The organism is Rhizobium sp. P2_G2, from assembly GCF_056403555.1.
Genome location: NZ_JBFUFF010000030.1, coordinates 24756 through 46623, shown reverse-complemented (window position 1 = coordinate 46623; position 21868 = coordinate 24756). Strand labels below are relative to the sequence as shown.

General features: G+C 59.9%; 22 protein-coding genes and 1 riboswitch. Of the genes, 13 read left to right on the top strand and 9 right to left on the bottom strand.

The features are described 5' to 3' along the window. The first annotated feature begins 24 nt into the window (after positions 1–24). Positions 25–522, top strand: coding sequence for a hypothetical protein (locus tag AC1D06_RS20975; protein WP_477987762.1), 498 nt, complete (start codon positions 25–27; stop codon positions 520–522). Between the two features lie 84 nt (positions 523–606). After that, positions 607–752, top strand: a riboswitch (FMN riboswitch). 84 nt (positions 753–836) lie between these two features. Continuing rightward, positions 837–1358, top strand: coding sequence for a 6,7-dimethyl-8-ribityllumazine synthase (locus tag AC1D06_RS20970; RefSeq protein ID WP_477987761.1), 522 nt, complete (start codon positions 837–839; stop codon positions 1356–1358). A 274-nt stretch (positions 1359–1632) separates the two neighbouring features. Here the strand turns inward: AC1D06_RS20970 and hupB are convergent, their stop codons facing one another. The 4 genes from hupB to AC1D06_RS20950 form a co-directional block, all read right to left on the bottom strand. Continuing rightward, positions 1633–1908: a DNA-binding protein HupB gene (gene hupB, locus AC1D06_RS20965; protein WP_477879558.1), complete on the bottom strand. Its 276-nt coding sequence runs from the start codon at positions 1906–1908 to the stop codon at positions 1633–1635. A 195-nt stretch (positions 1909–2103) separates the two neighbouring features. Then, positions 2104–4524, bottom strand: coding sequence for an endopeptidase La (gene lon / locus AC1D06_RS20960; RefSeq protein WP_477987760.1), 2421 nt, complete (start codon positions 4522–4524; stop codon positions 2104–2106). A gap of 365 nt (positions 4525–4889) precedes the next feature. Then, entirely contained in the window at positions 4890–6167 is a 1278-nt protein-coding gene (gene clpX, locus AC1D06_RS20955; protein ID WP_477879562.1) for an ATP-dependent Clp protease ATP-binding subunit ClpX, read from the bottom strand. 295 nt (positions 6168–6462) lie between these two features. Next, positions 6463–7092, bottom strand: a complete 630-nt coding sequence (locus AC1D06_RS20950) for an ATP-dependent Clp protease proteolytic subunit (RefSeq protein WP_477879563.1) — start codon at positions 7090–7092, stop codon at positions 6463–6465. A gap of 388 nt (positions 7093–7480) precedes the next feature. Here AC1D06_RS20950 and AC1D06_RS20945 point away from each other — a divergent pair, with 388 nt between their 5' ends. Continuing rightward, a complete protein-coding gene (locus AC1D06_RS20945) occupies positions 7481–8725 on the top strand; it encodes a cytochrome P450 (protein WP_477879565.1) in 1245 nt (414 codons plus the stop codon). A 3-nt stretch (positions 8726–8728) separates the two neighbouring features. Here AC1D06_RS20945 and AC1D06_RS20940 read toward each other — a convergent pair whose 3' ends face one another. Next, a complete protein-coding gene (locus AC1D06_RS20940; RefSeq protein WP_477987759.1) occupies positions 8729–9541 on the bottom strand; it encodes an SDR family NAD(P)-dependent oxidoreductase in 813 nt (270 codons plus the stop codon). Between the two features lie 140 nt (positions 9542–9681). Between AC1D06_RS20940 and AC1D06_RS20935 the strand changes: the two genes are divergently transcribed. From AC1D06_RS20935 to AC1D06_RS20925, 3 genes are all read left to right on the top strand, one after another. Next, on the top strand, positions 9682–10140 hold the full coding sequence (locus AC1D06_RS20935; protein WP_477879567.1) for a MarR family winged helix-turn-helix transcriptional regulator: 459 nt from the start codon (positions 9682–9684) through the stop codon (positions 10138–10140). Between the two features lie 127 nt (positions 10141–10267). Continuing rightward, on the top strand, positions 10268–10549 hold the full coding sequence (locus tag AC1D06_RS20930; RefSeq protein ID WP_477879569.1) for a type II toxin-antitoxin system TacA family antitoxin: 282 nt from the start codon (positions 10268–10270) through the stop codon (positions 10547–10549). Continuing rightward, positions 10546–11034 (top strand): GNAT family N-acetyltransferase, encoded by a 489-nt coding sequence (locus AC1D06_RS20925; protein WP_477879570.1) that lies wholly within the window; start codon positions 10546–10548, stop codon positions 11032–11034. Before AC1D06_RS20930 ends, AC1D06_RS20925 begins: the two co-directional genes overlap by 4 nt. 107 nt (positions 11035–11141) lie before the next feature. Here AC1D06_RS20925 and AC1D06_RS20920 read toward each other — a convergent pair whose 3' ends face one another. Beyond that, positions 11142–11489 (bottom strand): cupin domain-containing protein, encoded by a 348-nt coding sequence (locus AC1D06_RS20920; RefSeq protein ID WP_477879572.1) that lies wholly within the window; start codon positions 11487–11489, stop codon positions 11142–11144. A gap of 279 nt (positions 11490–11768) precedes the next feature. Here AC1D06_RS20920 and AC1D06_RS20915 point away from each other — a divergent pair, with 279 nt between their 5' ends. Together AC1D06_RS20915 and AC1D06_RS20910 are read left to right on the top strand one after the other, a co-directional pair. Further along, positions 11769–11915: a DUF1127 domain-containing protein gene (locus AC1D06_RS20915; protein ID WP_477879573.1), complete on the top strand. Its 147-nt coding sequence runs from the start codon at positions 11769–11771 to the stop codon at positions 11913–11915. A 513-nt stretch (positions 11916–12428) separates the two neighbouring features. After that, on the top strand, positions 12429–14570 hold the full coding sequence (locus AC1D06_RS20910; RefSeq protein WP_477987757.1) for a bifunctional diguanylate cyclase/phosphodiesterase: 2142 nt from the start codon (positions 12429–12431) through the stop codon (positions 14568–14570). 41 nt (positions 14571–14611) lie between these two features. On the opposite strand, the gene AC1D06_RS20905 is transcribed toward AC1D06_RS20910, so the two are convergent. From AC1D06_RS20905 to dksA, 3 genes are all read right to left on the bottom strand, one after another. Then, positions 14612–15082 carry a nucleoside deaminase gene (locus AC1D06_RS20905; RefSeq protein WP_477987756.1) on the bottom strand — a complete coding sequence of 157 codons (471 nt, stop codon included), beginning with the start codon at positions 15080–15082 and terminating at the stop codon, positions 14612–14614. A gap of 234 nt (positions 15083–15316) precedes the next feature. Continuing rightward, the gene (locus AC1D06_RS20900) at positions 15317–16600 is read right to left on the bottom strand and encodes an O-acetylhomoserine aminocarboxypropyltransferase (protein ID WP_477987755.1); all 1284 of its coding nucleotides are present in this window, start codon (positions 16598–16600) and stop codon (positions 15317–15319) included. A 262-nt stretch (positions 16601–16862) separates the two neighbouring features. After that, on the bottom strand, positions 16863–17282 hold the full coding sequence (dksA, locus tag AC1D06_RS20895) for an RNA polymerase-binding protein DksA (protein WP_477879580.1): 420 nt from the start codon (positions 17280–17282) through the stop codon (positions 16863–16865). A 339-nt stretch (positions 17283–17621) separates the two neighbouring features. Here dksA and AC1D06_RS20890 point away from each other — a divergent pair, with 339 nt between their 5' ends. The 5 genes from AC1D06_RS20890 (at position 17622) to AC1D06_RS20870 (ending at position 21855) form a co-directional block, all read left to right on the top strand. Further along, entirely contained in the window at positions 17622–18131 is a 510-nt protein-coding gene (locus AC1D06_RS20890) for a SixA phosphatase family protein (protein WP_477987754.1), read from the top strand. 48 nt (positions 18132–18179) lie between these two features. Next, entirely contained in the window at positions 18180–19640 is a 1461-nt protein-coding gene (locus AC1D06_RS20885; protein ID WP_477987753.1) for a YcjX family GTP-binding protein, read from the top strand. After that, entirely contained in the window at positions 19637–20686 is a 1050-nt protein-coding gene (locus tag AC1D06_RS20880) for a YcjF family protein (protein WP_477987752.1), read from the top strand. The genes AC1D06_RS20885 and AC1D06_RS20880 overlap by 4 nt, the downstream gene beginning before the upstream one ends. 193 nt (positions 20687–20879) lie before the next feature. Continuing rightward, the gene (locus tag AC1D06_RS20875) at positions 20880–21422 is read left to right on the top strand and encodes a hypothetical protein (RefSeq protein WP_477987750.1); all 543 of its coding nucleotides are present in this window, start codon (positions 20880–20882) and stop codon (positions 21420–21422) included. A gap of 232 nt (positions 21423–21654) precedes the next feature. Next, positions 21655–21855 (top strand): hypothetical protein, encoded by a 201-nt coding sequence (locus AC1D06_RS20870; RefSeq protein ID WP_477879590.1) that lies wholly within the window; start codon positions 21655–21657, stop codon positions 21853–21855. The last annotated feature ends 13 nt before the right edge of the window (positions 21856–21868 follow it).

The following is a 21868-nucleotide window of genomic DNA, read 5'->3' as shown; positions in this document are numbered from 1 at the left end:
ATCGCCTCCAGCCCGATCCCTGTCATGTCCCCTTCCCGCATATTCCCCGAGGAGACCTACCGGAAATATGTCCGCCCCGTTCTCCTGATCTACCCGATCGTTATGCTGCCATTCCTGTCGATCGGAATTTCCGACATACGGCAGGAAATGTTGCTCGCAGAATTTCTCAGGAACTTCGATCCTCGATCCTATCTCCTTCCTGTGGCATGTGATGAGAAGCGGGGTGCGCTCGGAACAGACTACGTCCAGGGTTACAATCGAGCATCCGGACGCGGCGACCGGGTGATCAAGGCCTGCTGGTACACACTGGCAACATATAAGCGACGGTTTCCCGAGCGCGCTCGTGGCAGCGACAGCGCTCTCATCGACAGGTCATTCGAGACATTGTCGATCCGCAAGCAGCGCCCCTCGATAGGCGAACCGGTACTCACAGTCGGCTTTGCCGCATTGACACTTGCATTTCTGACGATGGCAGCGGTCATGGGCTTTCGAGAATGGCAAGATAGCAGAAAGAAATCGTGAAGGCAGTTGACGCGCCGTTCGCATCCACCCCTTGCCAAGCGTGAAAATACACAATATCTGTAGACTACCTTGCGAAAACGTAAGGTGTGATCTCAGGGCGGGGTGCAATTCCCCACCGGCGGTAAGCGGAACGGTCCGCAAGCCCGCGAGCGCTTTCCGGAAACGGCAAGGTCAGCAGATTCGGTGCGATTCCGAAGCCGACGGTATAGTCCGGATGAAAGAGATCGGGAGCCTGAACGTCGGCGCATTTGCGTGGGCGTATGTTTGGCGTCCGCTTGCCCTGATTCATGTTGTGGCAAAGAAAGGACCCGAACGTGGATCAAGAAAATACCCAGACCATCCTCCGCCCCGCCGAGCGCAGCACGCCGCCCATCCGCGTGGCTTTCGTGCAATCCTGCTGGCACAAGGACATTGTCGACCAGGCGCGCGAGGCCTTCGAGGCCGCCATGCTCGCCGTCGGCGAAAACCGCTATGAGCTGAAATTCTTCGAAGTGCCGGGCGCCTTCGAAATCCCGCTCAAGGCCAAGCGCCTCGCCGCTTCGGGCCGATTCGGCGCCGTCGTCGCTGCCGGACTTGTCGTCGATGGCGGCATCTATCGGCATGAATTTGTCGCCGCCGCGGTGATCAACGGGTTGATGCAGGCGCAGTTGGACACGAATGTGCCGGTGCTGTCGGCGGTGCTGACACCGCACCATTTTCATGAGCATCCGGACCACCGCGAATTCTTCCTGTCGCATTTCCGCCAGAAGGGCCGCGAGGTCGCGGCAGCGGCGATCGCGGTGACCGATCCGACCTATGACGTTGCGGTCGTTCCGACGGTGGCGCAAGCGGCTTGAGGCTGCTTTAGCGGGTGGTGGGTGGTGTTACCCCCCTCTGCCCTGCCGGGCATCTCCCCCTCAAGGGGGGAGATCGACCCGCGGCGACCACTCGCCCTGATCTCAACACCTGAATTGGTGCGAAGAGCGTGCCCCCCAGCCAATCTCCCCCTTTGAGGAGGAGATGCCCGGCAGGGCGGAGGGGGGTGCCCCCGAACACCAAAGTTCTTTGACCAAAAACAAAGCCCGGCGCGAGTGCGCCGGGCTTTGTTCGGGCCTACTGGCTCTGATAGGGTCAGCCGTTCACGGCATCCTTGAGGCCCTTGCCGGCCGTGAACTTCGGCACGTTGCGTGCCGGGATATCAACCTTTTCACCGGTCGAAACATTGCGGCCGACGGACGCTTCGCGACGGGTCACGGAGAAATTACCGAAACCGACGAGGCGAATGTCGCCGCCCTTCTTGAGCTCGTCCTGAACGGTATCGAACACCGCATCGACGGCAGAGGCCGCATCGGTCTTGGAGAGACCAGACTTTTCGGCGACTGCAGCAACGAGTTCACTTTTGTTCATGTTTCCACCCCTTTCGTAGTTGGTTTGAAACGAATCGTATAATTCTGGGCACATTAATTATCGGTGGCCCGGCCGCAACTCTGATACAGCAAAAACCCGGCAAATCCAGCCTTTTTACGCTGTTTTCCATAAAGAAATGGCCGGTCAGGAGACCGGCCATCGGTTTTTTTGCGCCATTCTGGCACGAAGAACAGTTTAGTGGGCTATCGCGACGCCCGCATCGTCCGTGGCAGCGGCTGCCTTGGCAGTCGCTGTGTCGAAAGATTCGTCCCATTCGATCGGCGTCGGCTGGCGCAGCAGCGCATGTTCGAGCACTTCGCCCATCCGCGAGACCGGAACAATCTCCATATTGTTCTTCACATTGGCCGGGATATCGGCCAAGTCCTTGGCGTTGTCTATCGGGATCAGCACCTTCTTGATGCCGCCACGCAGAGCCGCCAGCAGCTTTTCCTTCAGGCCGCCGATCGGCGACACACGGCCGCGCAAGGTGATCTCACCCGTCATTGCCACGTCGTGATGCACCGGAATGCCGGTCATGACAGAGACAATGGCCGTTGCCATTGCGATACCGGCAGACGGACCGTCCTTCGGGGTCGCGCCGTCGGGAACGTGGACATGGATGTCCCGCTTCTCGAACAGCGGCGGCTCGACGCCGAAATCGAGCGCCCGCGAGCGGACATAGGATGCGGCCGCAGAGATCGATTCCTTCATCACGTCCTTCAGATTACCGGTAACGGTCATGCGACCCTTGCCGGGCATCATCAGGCCTTCGATGGTGAGCAGCTCACCGCCAACTTCGGTCCAAGCCAGACCATTGACGACGCCGACCTGGTCTTCCTTGTCGGCTTCATCATGACGGAACTTCGGCACGCCGAGATAGCCCGCCAGGTTGTCCTTGGTGACCTCGACCGACAGCACCTTGTTGCGCAGGATCTCGGTGACCGCCTTGCGGGCGAGCTTTTGCAGTTCGCGCTCGTAGTTGCGGACGCCGGCTTCCCGCGTATAGGCACGGATGACTTCCATCAGCGCTTCATCGGTGATCGTGAACTCCTTCGGCTGTAGCGCGTGGTCGCGCATGGCCTTGGAGAGCAGATGCCGCTTGGCGATCTCCAGCTTTTCGTCTTCGGTATAGCCCGCGATACGGATGATCTCCATGCGGTCCATCAACGGCGCCGGGATATTCAGCGTGTTGGCGGTGGTGATGAACATCACGTTCGACAGGTCGTATTCCACTTCCAGGTAGTGATCCATGAAGGTGGAGTTCTGTTCCGGATCGAGCACTTCGAGCAGGGCCGAGGACGGATCGCCGCGGAAGTCCATGCCCATCTTGTCGATTTCGTCGAGCAGGAAGAGCGGATTGGTCTTCTTCGCCTTCTTCATCGACTGCACGACCTTGCCGGGCACGGAGCCGATATAGGTGCGGCGATGACCGCGGATTTCAGCCTCGTCGCGCACGCCGCCGAGCGCCATGCGGACATATTCGCGGCCGGTCGCCTTAGCGATCGACTTGGCAAGCGAGGTCTTACCAACGCCGGGAGGACCAACCAGGCAAAGGATCGGGCCCTTGATCTTGGTCGAGCGGGCCTGGACGGCGAGATATTCGACAATGCGCTCCTTGACCTTGTCGAGACCGAAATGATCCTGGTCGAGGATCTTTTCGGCATTGGCCAGGTCGGTCTTGATGCGGCTGAACTTGCCCCAGGGCAGGCCCAGCAGCCAGTCGAGATAGTTGCGCACGACGGTGGCTTCCGCCGACATCGGGCTCATCTGCTTGAGCTTGCGGAATTCGGCATCGGCCTTTTCGCGGGCTTCCTTGGAAAGCTTGGTCTTGGCGATCCGCGCTTCCATTTCGGCCATTTCGTCACGGCCTTCCTCGTCACCCAGTTCCTTCTGGATGGCCTTCATCTGCTCATTGAGATAGTATTCGCGCTGGGTCTTCTCCATCTGGCGCTTGACGCGCGAGCGGATGCGCTTCTCGACCTGCAGGACCGAGATCTCGCCTTCCATATAGCCGAGCGCCTTTTCCAGGCGGCCCTTGACGGAGACGGTTTCGAGCATTTCCTGCTTGTCGGTCAGCTTGATCGATAGGTGCGAAGCGACCGTGTCGGCGAGCTTCGAATAGTCATCGATCTGGCCGGCGGCGGAGACGACTTCCGGAGAAATCTTCTTGTTGAGCTTCACATAGTTCTCGAATTCGGAGACGACGGAACGGGACATGGCCTCGATCTCGACGGCATCCTCTTCCGGCTCGGCCAGCACGACGGCGGCGGCTTCGTAGAATTCCTCACGATCAGTGTACTCTTCGATGCGCGCACGGCTGCGGCCTTCGACCAGAACCTTGACGGTGCCGTCGGGGAGCTTGAGCAGTTGCAGGACGTTGGCAGCCGTGCCGACGTCGAAAATAGCCGATGGCTGCGGATCATCGTCCGTGGCGTTCTTCTGCGTGACGAGCAGAATCTGCCGATCAGTGCCGATAACCTCTTCGAGAGCGCGGATGGACTTCTCGCGGCCGACGAACAGGGGCACGATCATATGCGGAAACACAACGATGTCACGAAGCGGCAGGACCGGGTAGTTCTGCACATTTCCTTCCGTCGGGAATGTTTTTTTGGTCATTTCTTTCCCTTTCATTCCAGGCCCTTACGGCCGCCGGCTTCTGTAGCGTCTCAGCGATCCAGCCTGTGTTGGGGTACAGGTGGATATCTGAGCTATGCAATTCAAGCCTTTCAACTCCCGGAGCAATGACCTCTGTCAAACAGCTGTCACAATTCACAGTTCACATTAGGCGATCCAAATGTTGCGAGGCTTGCGCAAACGTGGTGAGCCTCGCATTCGACGCCTGGAATCAATCGAAACTTTGACGCTTCCGGCCAGCCGGAGCAAACGAATTTTTCTGAATAAATCGAGTTATTTACATCGTATGCAATGCAAAAGGCCCGGATTGACCGGGCCTTTCCGCAAATCCAATGTTTCGCAGGCAATCAGGCGGAGGCCGGAGCCTTCTCGTCGCGCCGGTCCGCATAGATGTAGAGCGGGCGGGCGCTGCCCTTGGCGACTTCCTCTGATATCACGACCTCTTGAACGCCGTCGAGTGCCGGCAGTTCGAACATCGTGTCGAGCAGGATCTTTTCCATGATCGAGCGCAGGCCGCGGGCGCCGGTCTTGCGCACGATCGCCTTCTTGGCGATTTCGCGCAGAGCGTCCTCGTGGAAGGTGAGTTCCACGTCTTCCATCTCGAACAGGCGCTGATACTGCTTGACGAGCGCGTTCTTCGGCTCCGACAGGATCGAGATCAGCGCGTCCTCATCAAGGTCTTCGAGCGTCGCGATAACAGGCAGACGGCCGATGAATTCCGGGATCAGGCCGAACTTCACCAGGTCTTCCGGCTCGAGGTCGCGCAGCACATGGCCGACGCGGCGTTCATCCGGAGCGGCGACCTTGGCGCCGAAGCCGATCGAGGTCTTTTCCGAACGGGCCGAGATCACCTTTTCGAGGCCGGCGAAAGCGCCGCCACAGATGAACAGGATGTTGGTCGTGTCGACCTGTAGGAATTCCTGCTGCGGATGCTTGCGGCCGCCCTGCGGCGGGACAGAGGCAACCGTGCCTTCCATGATCTTCAAGAGCGCCTGCTGCACGCCCTCGCCCGACACGTCGCGGGTGATCGACGGGTTGTCGGACTTGCGGCTGATCTTGTCGACTTCGTCGATATAGACAATACCGCGTTGGGCGCGTTCGACATTGTAGTCCGCCGCCTGCAGGAGCTTCAGGATGATGTTCTCGACGTCTTCGCCGACATAACCGGCTTCGGTGAGCGTCGTGGCATCGGCCATGGTGAAGGGCACGTCGATGATGCGGGCGAGCGTCTGGGCGAGATAGGTCTTGCCGCAGCCGGTCGGGCCGACGAGCAGGATGTTGGACTTTGAAAGCTCAATATCCTGGTTCTTCGTCGCATGCGCCAGGCGCTTGTAGTGATTGTGGACGGCGACCGAGAGAATGCGCTTGGCCTGCTTCTGGCCGATCACATATTCGTCGAGCACCTTCATGATGTCCTGCGGCGTCGGCACGCCCTCGCGGGACTTCACCATCGAGGATTTGTTTTCCTCGCGGATGATATCCATGCAGAGTTCGACGCATTCGTCGCAGATGAAAACTGTCGGGCCGGCGATCAGCTTGCGCACTTCATGCTGGCTTTTGCCGCAGAATGAACAATAAAGCGTGTTCTTCGAATCGCCGCCGCTGTTACCGCTGACTTTACTCATTTCATTTTCCTTCCAGCACGCCGCGACCGGGCGTTGGCAACGCGGGGTCAAATTTGACACCCCGGCATGAAGCGGCAGATCCGCTGTTACACGAGGCTTCGGGGAGCTTGCTATGGACATCATACATGGATGCCCGGACGCAGCAACAACTCCCCCTGCTTCAGGGGAAGCCTATGTCACAAATCTTCAACATAGGCTTAATACGTATCTTTAACGCCCATACCCTCTTCCGCAAAGTCCCTTTCCACGACAATCTTGTCAAGAACAGGGAAAATGACGGGGTTTTGAACGTTTCCTACTCCTCGCCGCCTTCGTTCTCGACACGCGAGGTGATGACGCGGTCGATGAGACCCCAGTCCTTCGCCTCTTCCGCCGTCATGAAGTTGTCGCGATCGAGCGCGCGCTCGACTTCCTCATAGGGCCGGCCGGTGTGCTTTTCGTAGATTTCGTTGAGCCTGCGCTTCATCTTCAGGATATCGCGGGCATGCCGCTCGATATCCGACGCCTGGCCCTGGAAGCCGCCCGAAGGCTGGTGCACCATGATACGGGCATTGGGCGTGGCGAAACGCGAACCTGTGGCGCCGGCCGTCAGCAACAGCGAGCCCATCGACGCAGCCTGGCCAACGCAGAGCGTCGAGACCGGCGGACGGATGAACTGCATCGTATCGTAGATCGCCATGCCGGCCGTGACATAGCCGCCGGGCGAATTGATGTAGAGCGCGATTTCCTTCTTCGGGTTTTCCGATTCGAGGAACAGCAGCTGGGCGCAGGCGAGCGCCGCCATGGTGTCGTCGACCGGGCCGATCAGGAAGATGATGCGCTCCTTGAGGAGGCGCGAGAAAATATCCCAGCCCCGCTCGCCGCGATTGGTCTGCTCGATGACCTGCGGGATAATCGCCATGGTCGTTTCAATCGGATCTCTCATATCCATCCTTCATACAAACTGTCCCGAACGCTCAGGATTTCCGGGAATCATCCTCTTTATTCTTCCCATACATAGAGTGTCCGATCCATGGACTTCAAGCCATACCGGGAATTTGCCGGGTATCCCTGTCCGATTCGGCTTTAAATGAGGATTACAATGACGCAAGCTTGCACCGGAATTGTGTCGGACGGTGAAGAAAGGATAAATGTCTTCAAAGAGTTGACATGTGTCAGATCTTGGAATTGTCGTTGGGATGACCTCCTGGCTCGGATAGGAGTTTAGCCACATCTTCGTCATTGGTGACCATCAGGTGGCACAACGGTCTCCCGTATGTAGGGTGCAGGCCCGTCTTCCGTTGCCCGCCAATCGTTGATAACAGATTGGCCCCATGACCCAGCCTTCCTACCTCACCTTCGATCCCGCAACTCGCCGCCTTTCGCTTGATGCTCGCGATCCCGCCTTCTACCGCGAACCCAACAAGGGCTATGCGGCCATGCATGCCCTCTCCCCGACCTTCTGGTGGGAGGAGCAAGGGCATTGGTATTTCACCGGCTATGATGCCGTGAATGCCATGCTGCGCGACCGTCGCTTCGGCCGGCAGATCACCCATGTCATGAGCCGAGAAGATCTGGGCTGGCCGGAGCCCTCGCCGCATCTTGCCGATTTCGACCGGTCGGAATCGAAGTCGCTGCTCTCCATCGAGCCGCCGGAACACACGCGGCTGAGGACGCTGGTCAACCGCGCTTTCGTCTCGCGCAATATCGAGCGCTTGCGGCCTGAGATCGCGGCCCTTTCCCACCAGCTGATCGACGGGTTCGAGAAGAATGGCGGCACGGAACTGCTCGCCTCGTTTGCCGAGATCATCCCCGTCACCGTCATCGCCAGCATGATCGGCGTGCCGCAAGACATGTGCCGGCAACTGCTCGATTGGAGCCACGACTATGTGCGCATGTATATGTTCGGCAAGACCGAGGAAGACGAATATCGTGCCAACAAGGCGGCAAAGGAATTCGCCGGCTATATCGTCGGGCTGGCCGCGGAGCGACGCGCCGACCCCAAAGACGACCTGCTGACTTTGATGTTGTCACCGGCCCGTGACGGACAATATCTGACCGAGGACGAACTGGTGTCCACGGCCATCGTCCTGCTGAATGCCGGCCATGAGGCCACGGTCCATCAGATCGGCAATGCGGTGAACGTTATCTTGAAATCGGGATGCGATCCACGAACGCTGTTTGCCGATGCCCGCGCGACGGAACTGACGGTCGAGGAGAGTTTTCGCATTTCCGCGCCGGTCCACATCTTCAAGCGCTGGGCGCTTGAAGATGTGGAATTCGAGAGTATCGAGCTGAAAAAGGGCGACGAGGTCGGGCTGATCCTCGCCGCAGCCAATCTCGACCCGAGGAAATTCAGCACCCCCCTCGCCTTTCGGCCGGACCGCGACGAGGGCACGAGCCTGTCCTTCGGCGCCGGCATCCATTTCTGTATCGGCGCACCATTGGCGCGACTCGAAATGCAGATCGCTCTGCCGATCCTGTTCGAACGGCTGCCACAGATGCGGCTTGCCGCCGAGCCCGCGGTCAAAGATGTCTATCATTTCCACGGGCTCGAACGGCTGGAACTCGCCTGGTAAGACTCAGGCCGCCTGTTTGCTGACGCCATAGCGGCTGGCGGGTTTGTTGCGCGAGCCCTGCAGGCCCAGCGCGCCGCGGGCAGTCTCGAAAGCCTGGTAGAGGCCGGCATCTTCAACGGACGGGATCGTGACAAGTTCGCCCTGGTCGAAGCCCGCGAGTGCTGCAGCGACGAGGTCCTCGACATCCATCACCATTTCGGGTGGCAGATTGTCGATCGAGCCGCCGACGCGATCAAAAATCTCGGTGCGCGTATAGCCGGGAAGTACCGCCTGAATGCGAACACCCTTGCCCTGCAATTCCGCGGCAAGCGACAGCGTCTGCGCCAACACAAAGGATTTCGAGCCGCTATAAGTGCCGTTGAAACGTTCAGGCACGATGGCCACGGCCGATGCAATGTTGATGATGGCGCCCTTGCCGCGTTCGGCAAATGTTTGCGCCGCTGCCACCGCCAGCCGGTTGACGGCAGAGACATTGATGGCGATCATCCGGTCCAGATAGTCGATATCGTTGGAAAGGGCCGGCCCGTTGGGGCCGATGCCGGCATTGTTGACCAGCAGCGTGATCGATCGATCGGCGCGAAGCCTGGCTTCGACTTTCCTGACCTCGTCGCGATCGGAGAGATCGGCGGGCAAGGCCTCGGTCTTGATGCCGAACGCCTCTGCCAGGTCCGCGCCAAGCGCTTCCAGGCGCTTGACGTCGCGGGCGACGAGCAGAAGGTCGTAGCCGCGCTCCGCCAATTGCCTTGCATACGTCGCGCCGATGCCGGCCGAGGCGCCGGTCACGAGCGCCACACCCAAATTCGCTGTCCGTGCCATGATTTCTCTCCTTCTGGAATTTACTGGCATATGCCACTATATCGGAAGGGAAATTTTGAATGGCAAGGGCGCCAACGGAATTTTTGTTGTTTCCGATGCGCCGCCCAACCGGATAGGTAAAGCGTAAAGGAGTGCCCACCATGCCCGACGCCATCTGGATGCATTGCACGAACAGCGCGATCCGCCGCGCCGCGCGCCAACTCGGCCAGCTCTACGAGGGCGCCATGGGCGATACGGGCCTGAAAGGCACGCAGTTCAGCCTGTTGAGCCAGATCCGCTACGATGGCCAGCCGTCGATGAAGGCCTTGGCGGAGACGATGCGGATGGACCTTTCGGCGCTCGGCCATACGGTCAAGCCGCTGATCCGCGACGGGTTTGTCGAAATGATCGCCGATGCCGATGACCGGCGTGTCAAGCGCGTGCGACTGACGGCGTTCGGTGAAGCCAAGCAGGAAGAGCTGGTGGCAAAATGGCGGGTTGCCCAGAACCGTTTCGACAGGGTTTTCGGCGCCGAGAAATCAACCGAAATCCGGAACGTTCTGGCTTTCATCTCCTCGCCGGAATTTGCCGAGGCTTTCGAGAAGGATCAGGGGACTTGATGTCCGCTGTAACAGATTTGACAGCGGTCGTTACAAACATTTGATAATGCTACATCTTTAATATTCGTGCGCACATTGTATTGACACCATTGTGGCCTGCTTCTACATTGTGGGCAGGAGTTTGACCATGGCCCGCACCGGTACTTCCCGCAGTGACAACATCAATATTCGCGTTTCGCCCGACACGCTCGGACTGATCGATCGCGCGGCCTCGGTCGCGGGCAAGACCCGCACCGATTTCATCCTCGACACCGTGCGGAAGGCAGCCGAAGACACTGTCTATGATCAGCGGCTATTCATGCTGGATGCCGCACAATGGGAGGCGTTCACCACCGCGCTCGATGCGCCGCCGCGTCCCAATCCCGCGCTCGAGGCGCTTCTGGCGCGCAAGCCCGCCTGGGAAAAATGATATCCGCGCCAGTCCTTTTGACAGCCGACGTCGACGTTGCGCTCTTCTCAAGCGGCCACCTTGCGCTTGATGACTGGCTCTTGCGCCGGGCATTGGCCAATCAGGATACGGGGGCCAGCCGCACATATGTCATCGCCGAGGGTAAACGCGTCGTCGGCTACTATGCGCTCGCAACAGGCAATGTCGCGGCTTCAGAGGCACCTGGCAAGATTCGGCGCAACATGCCCGATCCAGTGCCGGTCATGATCCTGGGACGCCTGGCAATCGACGAGGCATTGCAGGGGCAAGGCCTTGGCTCCGATCTTCTCCGCGACGCCGTGCTTCGCACGCTGCAAGCAGCCGAGATCGCCGGCATCCGGGCGCTGCTCGTTCACGCGATCGATGAGAAGGCAGGTCGGCTTTACGAGCGGGCTGGCTTCATTTCGTCGCCAATCCGTTCGCTCACCTATTTTCTGCTGCTCCAAAGGTCCAGCACCCCGACGTAATTGCCTCTCGATGTCCGGCGCCCGGCACGCACTGCAACATGCGACCCGAAAGTGGCTCCGGTTTCAGATAACGACCTGCGCAAAAAACAAAAAAGATAAGCCCGCGATCAAAGCCTGATCACATATTCCTTCCGCGTCGTTTCAAGCACCTCCCATGTTCCCTTGAAGCCAGGGCGCAGGATGTGGCTGTCACCCGCCTTAAGGTGAATCGCCTCACCGCCATCCTCCGTGACGACGGAATGGCCTTGCAGGACATGGAAATATTCCCACTCGTCGTAGACGATCCGCCATTTGCCCGGCGTGGCCTGCCAGATGCCGGCATAGAGGCCGCCCTCGGCCTCTTCGATGTTCCAGGTCGTGAATACCGGATTGCCGGCGATCAACCGGTCTACGGCGGGGGCGCCGGTTTCCGGGCTGATGGCGGAAATATCAAAGGAGAGCGCTTTTTTCTTCATTGATCGTCCGTTGCATTACCTGCCTGTTACCGATGATGCGCAAGCTATCGCCCCAGATATGGTCTGCGCAAGAGTGCGGCTGGAGTGAGCCGCCATTTCATACCGGAGCGAGATGCTGGGACACTCATAGCTTGGCGCGCCGACATGCGTCATTTGCATAGGTGCATTGAAACTTGCGCTTCTACTCCGGCAGCGGGCACTCCCCATATCAGTGTCATCAAGACGCCGGACCGGAAATGAGGTTGCCGACGTCACCAGAGCCCACGAAAGGGGATCATCATGAACGTCGCACGCAGCTTCAACAACTGGCTTTCCTATCGCCGCACCGTTGCCGAACTCGGCCGCCTGAATAGCCACGCCCTGCAGGATCTGGGCATCAGCCGGGACGAAATCCCGGCCCTGGTGCGGGCGAAAGCCGCCCGCTAACAGGTCAGGGCGCATCGATTGCGGAACCCCGCTCTCATGAATTGCCCCCGAACGTTGGATGTCAACTTCGGGGGTTTTTTGTATCCAATGCCGCGCAGGCCTTCGAGCATTGCGGTGGAGCCTTGTCAGAGGCGAGCGTCCAGGAATCCTGCTCAGGGGGCGCAAGAGATCGTGTCGTAGTCTCTTGAACGGCTTCACCGCGTCCCGCTTTATGCCGGAACCGGCCATCGCTGATGCCGCCGAGTGGCTGGGATCGCCGACTGTCGGATGATCAAGGCTCTCCTCGCGGGGATCGGGCGCCTCTTGCGTTTCCAAATTGTTAAGGCTTTGCCAAGCTTGGTCGATGGCAGATGCTTTGTACCCTTGCGTACCGTCAGTTCTTAACTCCAGATTCACGTAGTCAACGATAACTTACCCCACCAGCGCTTGACGGGCATGATGCCGACTGGTGCCCATGTGGTATAGGGCGACTACAATACTGGTGTACCTATGGCGTCGGTTTCCAAGACTAAGTTGAATTTTCGTCTCGCGGCGGTCCTGGCGACCTCGGCCGTGTTTCTCGCGACGCTGACCGTTCTCGGCTACATTGTCTCCGGAGCCTTCGGTTCCATGGCGTCGACAGCCGACGCCATCGACGACGCTCGCGCAGTGACCGCGGCAAAAGGCGCGTTGCGCGCATTGCAAAAACAGCTCGGGGCAACGGTACGCGACAATGCCTATTGGGACGACGCCTATCGGCAGATGAAGACTTCGGGTGCCGCGGACTGGGCGACCGAGAATTGGGGCTCGACCACCGCGGACTATCCGCTTTACGACACTGCGATGGTCATCGAGCCTGTCGGCAAGCCCCTGATCGCCTATCACAAGGGAGCGGTGCTCACAGATCCCGATGCTTATTATCTCGGAAAGCTTGATGAGCTTCTCGCAGCCGCCCGGCGACCGGACCCGAACCGCGACGGCCTTCCCGTGGCTTTCATTAGAACAGCGGATGGCGTGGCGATTATCGGCGCAGCCGCCATTCAACCGTCCGCCTACGATGTGAAGGTCGATCCAGCCAGTTTGAAGGTGCTGGTCTTCTCCAAACAGTTCACCGCGAAGGTCGTGACCGACGTCAGCCGGACCTTCACCATTGACGGGCTGACCCTTCAAAGCGCTGTCGACAAGGAGCGTGATCTCTATGCCGGCGTCGACGACATCAAGGGGCGCGAGATTGCATATTTCACCTGGCCCCATGTCGATCCAGGTACGGCAAGCTACCTCCGTGTCAGGCCGATCGTCATCGGCGCCAGCGTGGTTCTGATCCTGCTTTTGGCGGCGGTGGCGGTTGTCGGCTTCACGGCGTTCCGCGCGGTGAAGAGTGGAGAACGGGCATCGAACTACAAGGCAAAACATGACGCCCTGACCGGATTGTGGAACCGGGCGGGATGTCTCGAGCAGATCGAAACCGCTCTCGATTCAGAGCCACGCGCCATCGGCCTGCATATGCTTGATCTCGATGGTTTCAAGCCCGTCAACGATGCCTGGGGACACGCTGTCGGCGACGAACTGATCAAAGCAGTCGCCAATCGTCTGGTGGACCAATTGCCCGCGGGCTCAGCGATTGCCCGGCTTGGCGGAGACGAGTTCGCGGTGATCGCCAGAACCGAAGAGCAGAAGACAGGCTCCATCGCGATCGACATTCTGCGCTGCCTGTCGACACCGTTCGTCATTGACGGGCGCACCATCGAGATCAGCGGCAGCGTTGGAACCGCCGAAACCTCGAACGCAGCCCTGGATGCGCCTGAGCTCTTGCGACGGGCGGACCTTGCCCTCTATCGGGCGAAGGACATGGGCCGCGGGACTGCCGTGAGCTACGACCCTTCCCTGGATGAGGATGCCGGAAAGAATGCCGAGCTGGAGCAGGAACTCCGGCAGGGATTGTCGCGAGGCCAGGTGCGCGCCGTCTTCCAACCCCTCATCGACGCCTCCACGCGGCAGGTGCGCGGCCTTGAAGCGCTTGCACGCTGGAAAAGCCCCACACGCGGCGACGTCTCGCCCGAAGTGTTCATCCGCGTTGCTGAAAAGGCCGGCTTGATCGACCAGCTCGGATTCGAAGTCCTTCGCACCACGGTCCGTGAAGCCTCGCGGTGGCCGGGTATCGGAGTGGCCGTGAACGTCTCGCCCTTGCAACTGCGCAATCCCTACTTCGCATCGCAGGTCGGGGATATCCTGGCCGAGGCGGCGTTCGATCCGGCAAGGCTGACGATCGAGGTGACCGAAGGTGTCCTCATCTCCAATCCGGATCAGGCCAAACGCGCCTTCGGCGCACTCCGCCAACTCGGCATCAAAATCGCGCTAGATGACTTCGGATCCGGTTTTGCCAGCATCGGCGCGCTGCGTGAATTCGGCTTCGACCGCATGAAGATCGATCGATCCTTGATTGTGGCGCTCGACCACGACGACCGCAACGGCGCGGTGCTGCATGCGACAATCGCGCTCGCGACCGCGTTGCGCCTTCCGGTGACGGCGGAAGGTATCGAAACCGAAGAACAGGCGGCGGTTGTGAGGCTGTCGGGGTGCGACGAATTGCAAGGATATCTCTTTGGCCGGCCTGCGAGTGCGGAGGAAATCACGTCGAGATATTTCGACACGCCCCGCGCCTTGCGCACAGGGTGACATTCCTGCCGCCGCTGCCGCCCGTGACGAGCGCCGAGGCTCTAAGCCTTGCCCAGATGCTTCGGCCAGAATTCCTGATGTACTTCGGCGGCTTCGTCTTCTAGGTTTGGGCCAACCACAGTGACGATGCGCGCGCCGGTTTGCAACACCGCCCGGCTCGGCACGTTCAACCCGATCCCAGCGATCTCGCCAAGCCGCGCTTCGGAGCATGCAAATACCATACGCCCGATGCCCGACCAGTAAATCGCCCCAGAGCACATCGCGCACGGCTCCGTGCTGGTGTAAAGCGTGCAGTCAGCGAGAAAAGCAGTATCGTAATGGTGCGCCGCCAGTTTAACAAGGTTCATCTCTGCATGGTTCGTCATATCGTGGCCGGTGAAGACGCTGTTTTCGGCGCGCAGGATTGCTTCGCCGTCCTTCACCAGCACCGAACCAAACGGTTCGTCACCGCGTTGCATCGCGGATTTCGAGAGTGCAATCGCCTCGCGTAAAAATGGCTCGTGGTTTTCCATCAGAACCTTCCCAAAAGCTGGAGCGGGATCATTTTGTCTTGAATCGGATAGATTTCCAAGGGGCTGCAGTCAGATTCAAGTCGGCGATCTGAATGGACGTCAAAGAAAGCGTCGCGGACGGTATCTCAGGCAAAACCCGCGATGACCGCCCGCATTCGTCTATTTCAGGCCGCAGAATCGACCTGCCAGTTCGAGGGTAGTTGGCGATGGTTCAGACATTCATGGCGAACCGCATCACGCCTGTTCCAGCGCCTGTTCCAGATCTGCGATGATGTCTGACACGTCCTCGATGCCGACGGAGAGGCGCACGACGTCCGGGCCTGCGCCGGCCGCCGCCTGCTGTTCGGGCGTCAATTGCCGATGCGTGGTCGAGGCTGGATGGATGACCAGGGAACGGGTGTCGCCGATATTGGCGAGATGCGAGAAGAGTTTCAGGCTCTCGACAAAGGTCTTTCCGGCTTCATAGCCGCCCTTGAGGCCGAAGGTGAACACCGCGCCAGCGCCCTTGGGCGAATATTGCTTCTGCAGCGCATGGTTCGGATCATCCGGCAGGCCGGAATAGTTGACCCAGGAGACCTTTGGGTGGGTCTTCAGCCATTTGGCCACTTCAAGCGTGTTCTCGCAGTGCCGCTGCATCCGGAGCGGCAGGGTCTCGATGCCGGTCAACAGCAGGAAAGCGTTGAGCGGCGCCAGCGACGGACCGAAATCGCGCAGGCCTAGCACGCGGGCGGCGATGGCAAAGGCAATATTACCAAACGTCTGGTGCAGCATGACGCCGGCATATTCGGGCCTCGGCTCCGACAGCATCGGATATTTGCCGCTCTTGGACCAATCGAAGGTGCCGCCGTCAACCAGCACGCCGCCCATGGAATTGCCATGGCCGCCCATGAATTTGGTGAGCGAATGCACGATGATGTCGGCGCCGTGCTCCAGCGGCCGGATGAGATAGGGCGTCGCCATGGTGTTGTCGACGATCAGCGGCAGGCCATGCTTGTGGGCCAGTTCGGCGATCGCCGCGATATCAACGAACGTGCCGCCGGGATTGGCAAGGCTTTCGATGAACACCGCCTTGGTCTTGTCATCGACCAGGGCTTCGAGCGAGGCAGGATCGTCAGTGTCCATCCAGCGCACATGCCAGTCGAAGCTCTTGAAGGCATTGCCGAACTGGTTGATCGAGCCGCCATAGAGGCGCCGCGCGGCGATGAAATTGTCGCCCGGCCGCATGATCGTATGGAAAATCAAGAGCTGGGCACCGTGACCGGAGGCGACGGCCAGCGCCGCCGTGCCGCCTTCGAGCGCAGCGACCCGCTCCTCAAGCACCGCATTGGTCGGGTTCATGATGCGGGTGTAGATATTACCGAAGGCCTGAAGTCCGAACAGCGCCGCAGCATGATCGGCATTGTCGAAGACGAAACTGGTGGTCTGGTAGATCGGCGTGATCCGCGCCTTGGTGGTCGGATCGGGTTGGGCGCCGGCATGCACTGCAAGCGTCGAGAAACCCGGATTGTCCTTGCTCATGAAAACCTCCCGTTTGTGCGGGGGCGATCATAGCCATTCCATCTCGCCTGTTAAGTCTGCGCCACGATCAAACTTTTTCACGCAGGAAAAAATCTTCTCAAAATATCGTGTTTAGCGAAATAGTCGGAAATAATGAGGCTCGTAACTGGAGACAGCGAAAATACCCTGGAATCAAATTTCAGCGGGCGGGCAACAAGCGATCCGCAAACGAGAAAATTGACGATGAAAGGCGTTGCCAAGCAGTCCGACGAACGGCCGGCGCTCACTCGTCGCGATAGACCTTCTCGCGCCGCTCGTGGCGTTCCTGGGCCTCGATCGACAGGGTAGCGATCGGGCGGGCGTCAAGACGCTTCAGGCTGATCGGTTCGCCGGTTTCCTCGCAGTAGCCGTAAGTGCCGTCTTCGATGCGCTGCAGGGCGGCGTCGATCTTGGAGATCAGCTTGCGCTGGCGGTCACGGGCTCTGAGTTCGATCGCACGGTCTGTTTCGGAGGAGGCGCGGTCGGCGAGATCCGGGTGGTTGGCGCTTTCTTCAGCAAGGTGGTCGAGGGTTTCGCGCGCTTCTCGAAGGATATCGCTTTTCCAGGCAGTCAGTTTGGATCGGAAGTATGCACGCTGTCGGGAGTTCATGAACTCTTCGGTTTCCGAGGGAACATAGTTCGTAAGATCAATATTCTCACTCAACGCGATTCTCCTGAAGAACAACCCGCATAACGCGGCTCTATAGCTCCAGAGGTTAGGTGATTCAAGCTTAAAGAACATGTTTTGCGATTTTTAAATCTGACATGAATCCGTGCTAAGTGGCTATTTTTTTGTTAAATTTAGCATCTTGTCTCGCCGCTTTCCCAGGCGTGCCAGCTGCTGGCGAGAAGATCTCGAGATACGTGGCCGGCAGTACCATGACGACACAATTGGTCGCGAATGAAACACCCTGTCGCATCATTGACCAGCACGCAAGGGTGTGGATAAGTGGCGTTCATTGGCGAGAATCCGGTTCTGAAAGATGCGGGGGAGTTTTCGGAAATGGGGGACGTGTTCCGCCTCTATCTCGTGCGGCACGCGCAGGCGGCCTGGGCCATGCCGGGCGGCAGTGACTTCGATCGCCCGCTCGACGCGGCCGGGCTCGCCGAAGCGCGTAGCGTGGCGCTACAGGCTTTCACCGCGGGCTTCGTGCCTGAACGCATCATCTCCTCGCCCGCCCGGCGCTGTGCCGAGACGACGGCGGCTTTCCTCGACGTGTTCGGCAGCCTATGGGCAGGCTACGATCGGAGCCTCTATTCCGAAGGCATGGAAGCCTATCTGGAAAAGATCCGCACCTTCATGGATGGCGAGAGCCTGATGATCGTCGGTCACAATCCGACGATCGAAACGCTGTCCCGGTCGCTGGCCGTGGAGAGCGAGATCGGCGTGGGATTGGCCTACGGCTTTCCGACCGCCGGCTTTTTCGCCCTTGATTTTCACCGCCCGGTGACCGCCGATCTGGCGATGCATAGCGGCGTGCCCGCAGCCCTGCTGATGCCGGCTTTGACCTGACACCATTCCTTCCTATATTGCCGGATATCACCAGAGCCGGGAAACATCTTGCCTCCTTCGCCGACCACGCTTACCGACGATGCGATCATCGCCTTCGAAAACCTGGCCGATCGGACAAGGGGTTTTCTCAACCCGTCGATCCGACTTGGCGTGACCGGCCTGTCGCGCGCCGGCAAGACCGTGTTCATCTCGGCATTGATCCATAATCTGTTGAATGGCGGGCGACTGCCGCTGTTGGAAGCCCAGCGTGCCGGCCGCATCAAGGCGGCGCAGCTCGAAGAGCAGCCGGACGATGCCGTGCCGCGCTTTCAATATGAGGATCATATCAAGGCGCTGGTGCAGAAGCGCCTCTGGCCGGATTCGACGCGAGCGATCTCGGAACTCAGACTGACGATCGAGTTCGAAAGCGCCAGCGCCTGGTCGCGGATGTTTTCGGCCGGCCGGCTGTCGATCGATATTGTCGACTATCCCGGCGAATGGCTGATGGACCTGCCGCTGCTCGAACAGGATTTTCGCACATTTTCCGAACAGGCGGCGGCAAAGGCAGGCACGGGCGCCCGCAAGCCGCTGGCGAAAGCCTGGCTGGCGCGCGCCAAGGCCATCACACCGGACCTGCCGGCCGATGAAGAGCTGGCGCGCGATCTCGCCGCCGATTTCACCACCTATCTCCGGGCTTGCAAGGCCGACGAGCATTCCTTCTCGGCGCTGGCCCCAGGCCGCTTCCTGATGCCCGGCGATCTCGATGGGTCGCCGGCGCTGACCTTCGCACCGCTTGTCAATTTCGGCGACGACCGGCCCGCCAAGGGCACGTTCGTCGCTATGATGGAGCGCCGCTTCGAAGCTTATAAGAAACATGTGGTGAAACCCTTCTTCCGTGAGCATTTTGCCCGGCTCGACAGGCAGATCGTGCTGGTCGACACGCTGCAGGCGATCAATCGCGGTCCTGAGGCGATCGCCGACCTCGAAGGCGCGCTGGGCGACGTGCTGACCTCGTTTCGGCCCGGCACCAATTCCTTCCTGTCTTCTTTCTTCACCCGCCGCATCGACCGCGTGCTGGTGGCCGCCACCAAGGCCGATCATCTGCATCATGAAAGCCATGATCGGCTGGAAGCGATCACCCGGCGGATCGTCGATCGCGCCATCACCCGGATCGGCCGTTCCGGCGCCGGCATCGAGGTCATCGCCCTTGCCTCCGTCCGCGCCACGCGCGAGGCGAGCGTCACCCGCGACGGCGAAATGCTGCCCGTGATCGTCGGCACGCCAATCGAGGGGGAACGGATCGGCGCTGAAACGTTTGACGGCGGACGCAAGACCGCGATCTTCCCCGGCGACCTTCCGGAAAACCCCGACATCTATTTCTCGGATGCGCCAGGTGACCGGCCGCATATCAATGTCGTGCGCTTCCGGCCGCCGGAACTGGAAGATACCGGCGGCGGCATCAAACTGTCGCTGCCGCAGATTCGCCTCGACCGGGCGCTGCAATTCCTGATCGGAGACCGGCTGGCATGAGCGAGGACAACGGCAAGACGCCGCGGCGGCCGCAGGCGTTCAGTTTCGACGAACCCAATCCATCCGCGCCGAAAACGATCCGGGTGCCGGGCGCCTTCGACACCGATATCGTACTGACGCCGGACAAGCATGACCCATTCTTCGGCGAGCCGGAGCCGGAAGACGCTGTCGCCCTGCCCCGCCGGCGGCGGCTGCCGCTGATGTCGATCTTCGTCTCGGCGATCGGCGTGCTTATCTCGGCGGCGCTGGCGATCTGGATCGATGCGCTGATCCGCGATCTCTTCGGCCGTGCCGACTGGCTGGGCTATACGGCAGTCGGCGTGACGGCGCTGGCGGTGCTGGCGCTGCTCGGCATGGTCGGGCGGGAATTGATCGGGCTGAGGCGCCTTGCCTCGGTGCAAGCGCTGAAACAGGAAGCAGAGCTTGCCGGGCACGACCGGAAGCCGGCGCATGCGCGGGCCGTCGTCGCCAAGCTCGTAAAGCTCGCCTCGTCGATGCCGGAGACGGCCAAAGGACGCGCCGCGCTCGACGCCACTGCCGGCGATGTCATCGATTCCGATGGCCTGCTGCGCCTTGCCGAGCTCGAATTACTGCAGCCCGCCGACCGGCAGGCGCGCGCGCAGATCCTGGCGGCAGCCAAGCGGGTGTCGATCGTCACCGCCGTGAGCCCGCGGGCGCTGGTGGATCTCGGCTATGTGATCTACGAAGCGGCGCGGCTGATCCGCGCCATTGCCGAGACTTATGGAACACGGCCTGGCCGGATCGGCATGATCCGTCTGTTCGGCGATGTCATTGCGCATCTGGCGGTGACCGGTTCCATTGCCGTAGGTGATGGAATTGTGCAGCAGCTGCTCGGCCACGGCATCGCATCGAAAATCTCTGCCCGCTTCGGTGAAGGTGTCATCAACGGCCTGATGACGGCGCGAATCGGCATCGCGGCGATGGATCTTCTGCGTCCCCTGCCCTTCAAGGCCGTCAGACGACCAGGCGTGGGTGATTTTCTTGCGGACCTGACGGCGGGCCAAAGTACAAAGCCGCCAGCCTGAACGGCACAATCTGCACAAGAACTTGCGCATCGATTAAAGTTTTCATAATCCGTGACAGCAACTGCTAACATTCCTTTACGGCAGGGCATTGCCCGGCGCAGCCATTTATGTTTTACAGGAAACACTCCATTAACCATTATCGGCCAAGACTGCCCCCTGTGCTGAGTTCGCAGCTGAGTTGAAAGGAAGCTCCATGTTTGCCCGTGTGACATCGTTTGCCGTTGGCTTGGCGACCGTCGCCATGGTGACATTTGGCGCCCTTCCAGCCCACGCAGCCAGCCGCGACAAGGCTTTCTTCGAAAATGTCTCCGGCCAATGGAGCGGCCCGGGCGAGATCGTCGCCGGCAAGTACAAGGGCACGAAGTTCAACTGCTCTCTGTCAGGCACGACCGAGGAAAAGGCCACGGGCATCACGCTCGATGGCTATTGCCGCGTCGGCGTGTTCAAGCAGCCGATGAAGGCAGTCATCCACGCCGCCGGCCGCACTTACCGCGGCCAGTTCCTGGATGGTGCCGCCGGCACCGGCCTCGACATCATCTCCGGCAATGTCACCGGCCAGAAAATGGTTGTGGCGCTCACGCGCGCCAAGCTGAACGGCGCCATGATCGCCCGCCTGCAGGGCAAGAACACGATGACGGTGACGATTTCCGTCAAGGTCGAAGACCAGATGATTCCGGTGATCGGCATGTCGCTCAACCGTGACTCGGAAGAACTTGCCGTCGGTTCGATAAAGTAATCGACGGCGCCGCCGCATTGGCATCAGTTCGTCGGGCGATACCTATTTTCACCGAGGAATAACCGCAGACACGGCGAGAGCTCGCTGACGGAATGTTTGTTGCGTTTTTTACTTCAACGCCAGTACAAAGGGATTGAGGGATGGGCTTCAGCCCGGCCCTGGAACAACGGATGACTGCGCGCGTTCAGATCAGCGACCGACAAGCAGTATCGCAGGAGGCAACGGACGGATATTGCAAGATGTCTTGTTCATCTGGATCATCGTGGCGATGATCCTGTTCGCACTGGCGGTGACGGCCACACCGCCGGACAACATGGACAATGTCGACGTCTTCTGGCTGGCTATCCTTGCCATTACCTGGCCGCTGATCCTGCTCCTTTCCGCCGTCGGTATCATCATGACCCTTTTGGCGGAATTGATGAAATCCAAGTAATTTCGCCCCTGCC

What these genes read in the sequence shown, in the direction of transcription:
- AC1D06_RS20930 (WP_477879569.1), top strand. Translation starts at nt 10,268, where the DNA reads ATGGCCCGCACCGGTACTTCCCGCAGTGACAACATCAATATTCGCGTT.
- hupB (WP_477879558.1), bottom strand. Translation starts at nt 1,908, where the DNA reads ATGAACAAAAGTGAACTCGTTGCTGCAGTCGCCGAAAAGTCTGGTCTC.
- AC1D06_RS20940 (WP_477987759.1), bottom strand. Translation starts at nt 9,541, where the DNA reads ATGGCACGGACAGCGAATTTGGGTGTGGCGCTCGTGACCGGCGCCTCG.
- AC1D06_RS20950 (WP_477879563.1), bottom strand. Translation starts at nt 7,092, where the DNA reads ATGAGAGATCCGATTGAAACGACCATGGCGATTATCCCGCAGGTCATC.
- AC1D06_RS20935 (WP_477879567.1), top strand. Translation starts at nt 9,682, where the DNA reads ATGCCCGACGCCATCTGGATGCATTGCACGAACAGCGCGATCCGCCGC.
- AC1D06_RS20915 (WP_477879573.1), top strand. Translation starts at nt 11,769, where the DNA reads ATGAACGTCGCACGCAGCTTCAACAACTGGCTTTCCTATCGCCGCACC.
- lon (WP_477987760.1), bottom strand. Translation starts at nt 4,524, where the DNA reads ATGACCAAAAAAACATTCCCGACGGAAGGAAATGTGCAGAACTACCCG.
- clpX (WP_477879562.1), bottom strand. Translation starts at nt 6,167, where the DNA reads ATGAGTAAAGTCAGCGGTAACAGCGGCGGCGATTCGAAGAACACGCTT.
- AC1D06_RS20880 (WP_477987752.1), top strand. Translation starts at nt 19,637, where the DNA reads ATGAGCGAGGACAACGGCAAGACGCCGCGGCGGCCGCAGGCGTTCAGT.
- AC1D06_RS20905 (WP_477987756.1), bottom strand. Translation starts at nt 15,082, where the DNA reads ATGGAAAACCACGAGCCATTTTTACGCGAGGCGATTGCACTCTCGAAA.
- AC1D06_RS20945 (WP_477879565.1), top strand. Translation starts at nt 7,481, where the DNA reads ATGACCCAGCCTTCCTACCTCACCTTCGATCCCGCAACTCGCCGCCTT.
- AC1D06_RS20920 (WP_477879572.1), bottom strand. Translation starts at nt 11,489, where the DNA reads ATGAAGAAAAAAGCGCTCTCCTTTGATATTTCCGCCATCAGCCCGGAA.
- AC1D06_RS20875 (WP_477987750.1), top strand. Translation starts at nt 20,880, where the DNA reads ATGTTTGCCCGTGTGACATCGTTTGCCGTTGGCTTGGCGACCGTCGCC.
- AC1D06_RS20925 (WP_477879570.1), top strand. Translation starts at nt 10,546, where the DNA reads ATGATATCCGCGCCAGTCCTTTTGACAGCCGACGTCGACGTTGCGCTC.
- AC1D06_RS20900 (WP_477987755.1), bottom strand. Translation starts at nt 16,600, where the DNA reads ATGAGCAAGGACAATCCGGGTTTCTCGACGCTTGCAGTGCATGCCGGC.
- AC1D06_RS20975 (WP_477987762.1), top strand. Translation starts at nt 25, where the DNA reads ATGTCCCCTTCCCGCATATTCCCCGAGGAGACCTACCGGAAATATGTC.
- AC1D06_RS20890 (WP_477987754.1), top strand. Translation starts at nt 17,622, where the DNA reads ATGGGGGACGTGTTCCGCCTCTATCTCGTGCGGCACGCGCAGGCGGCC.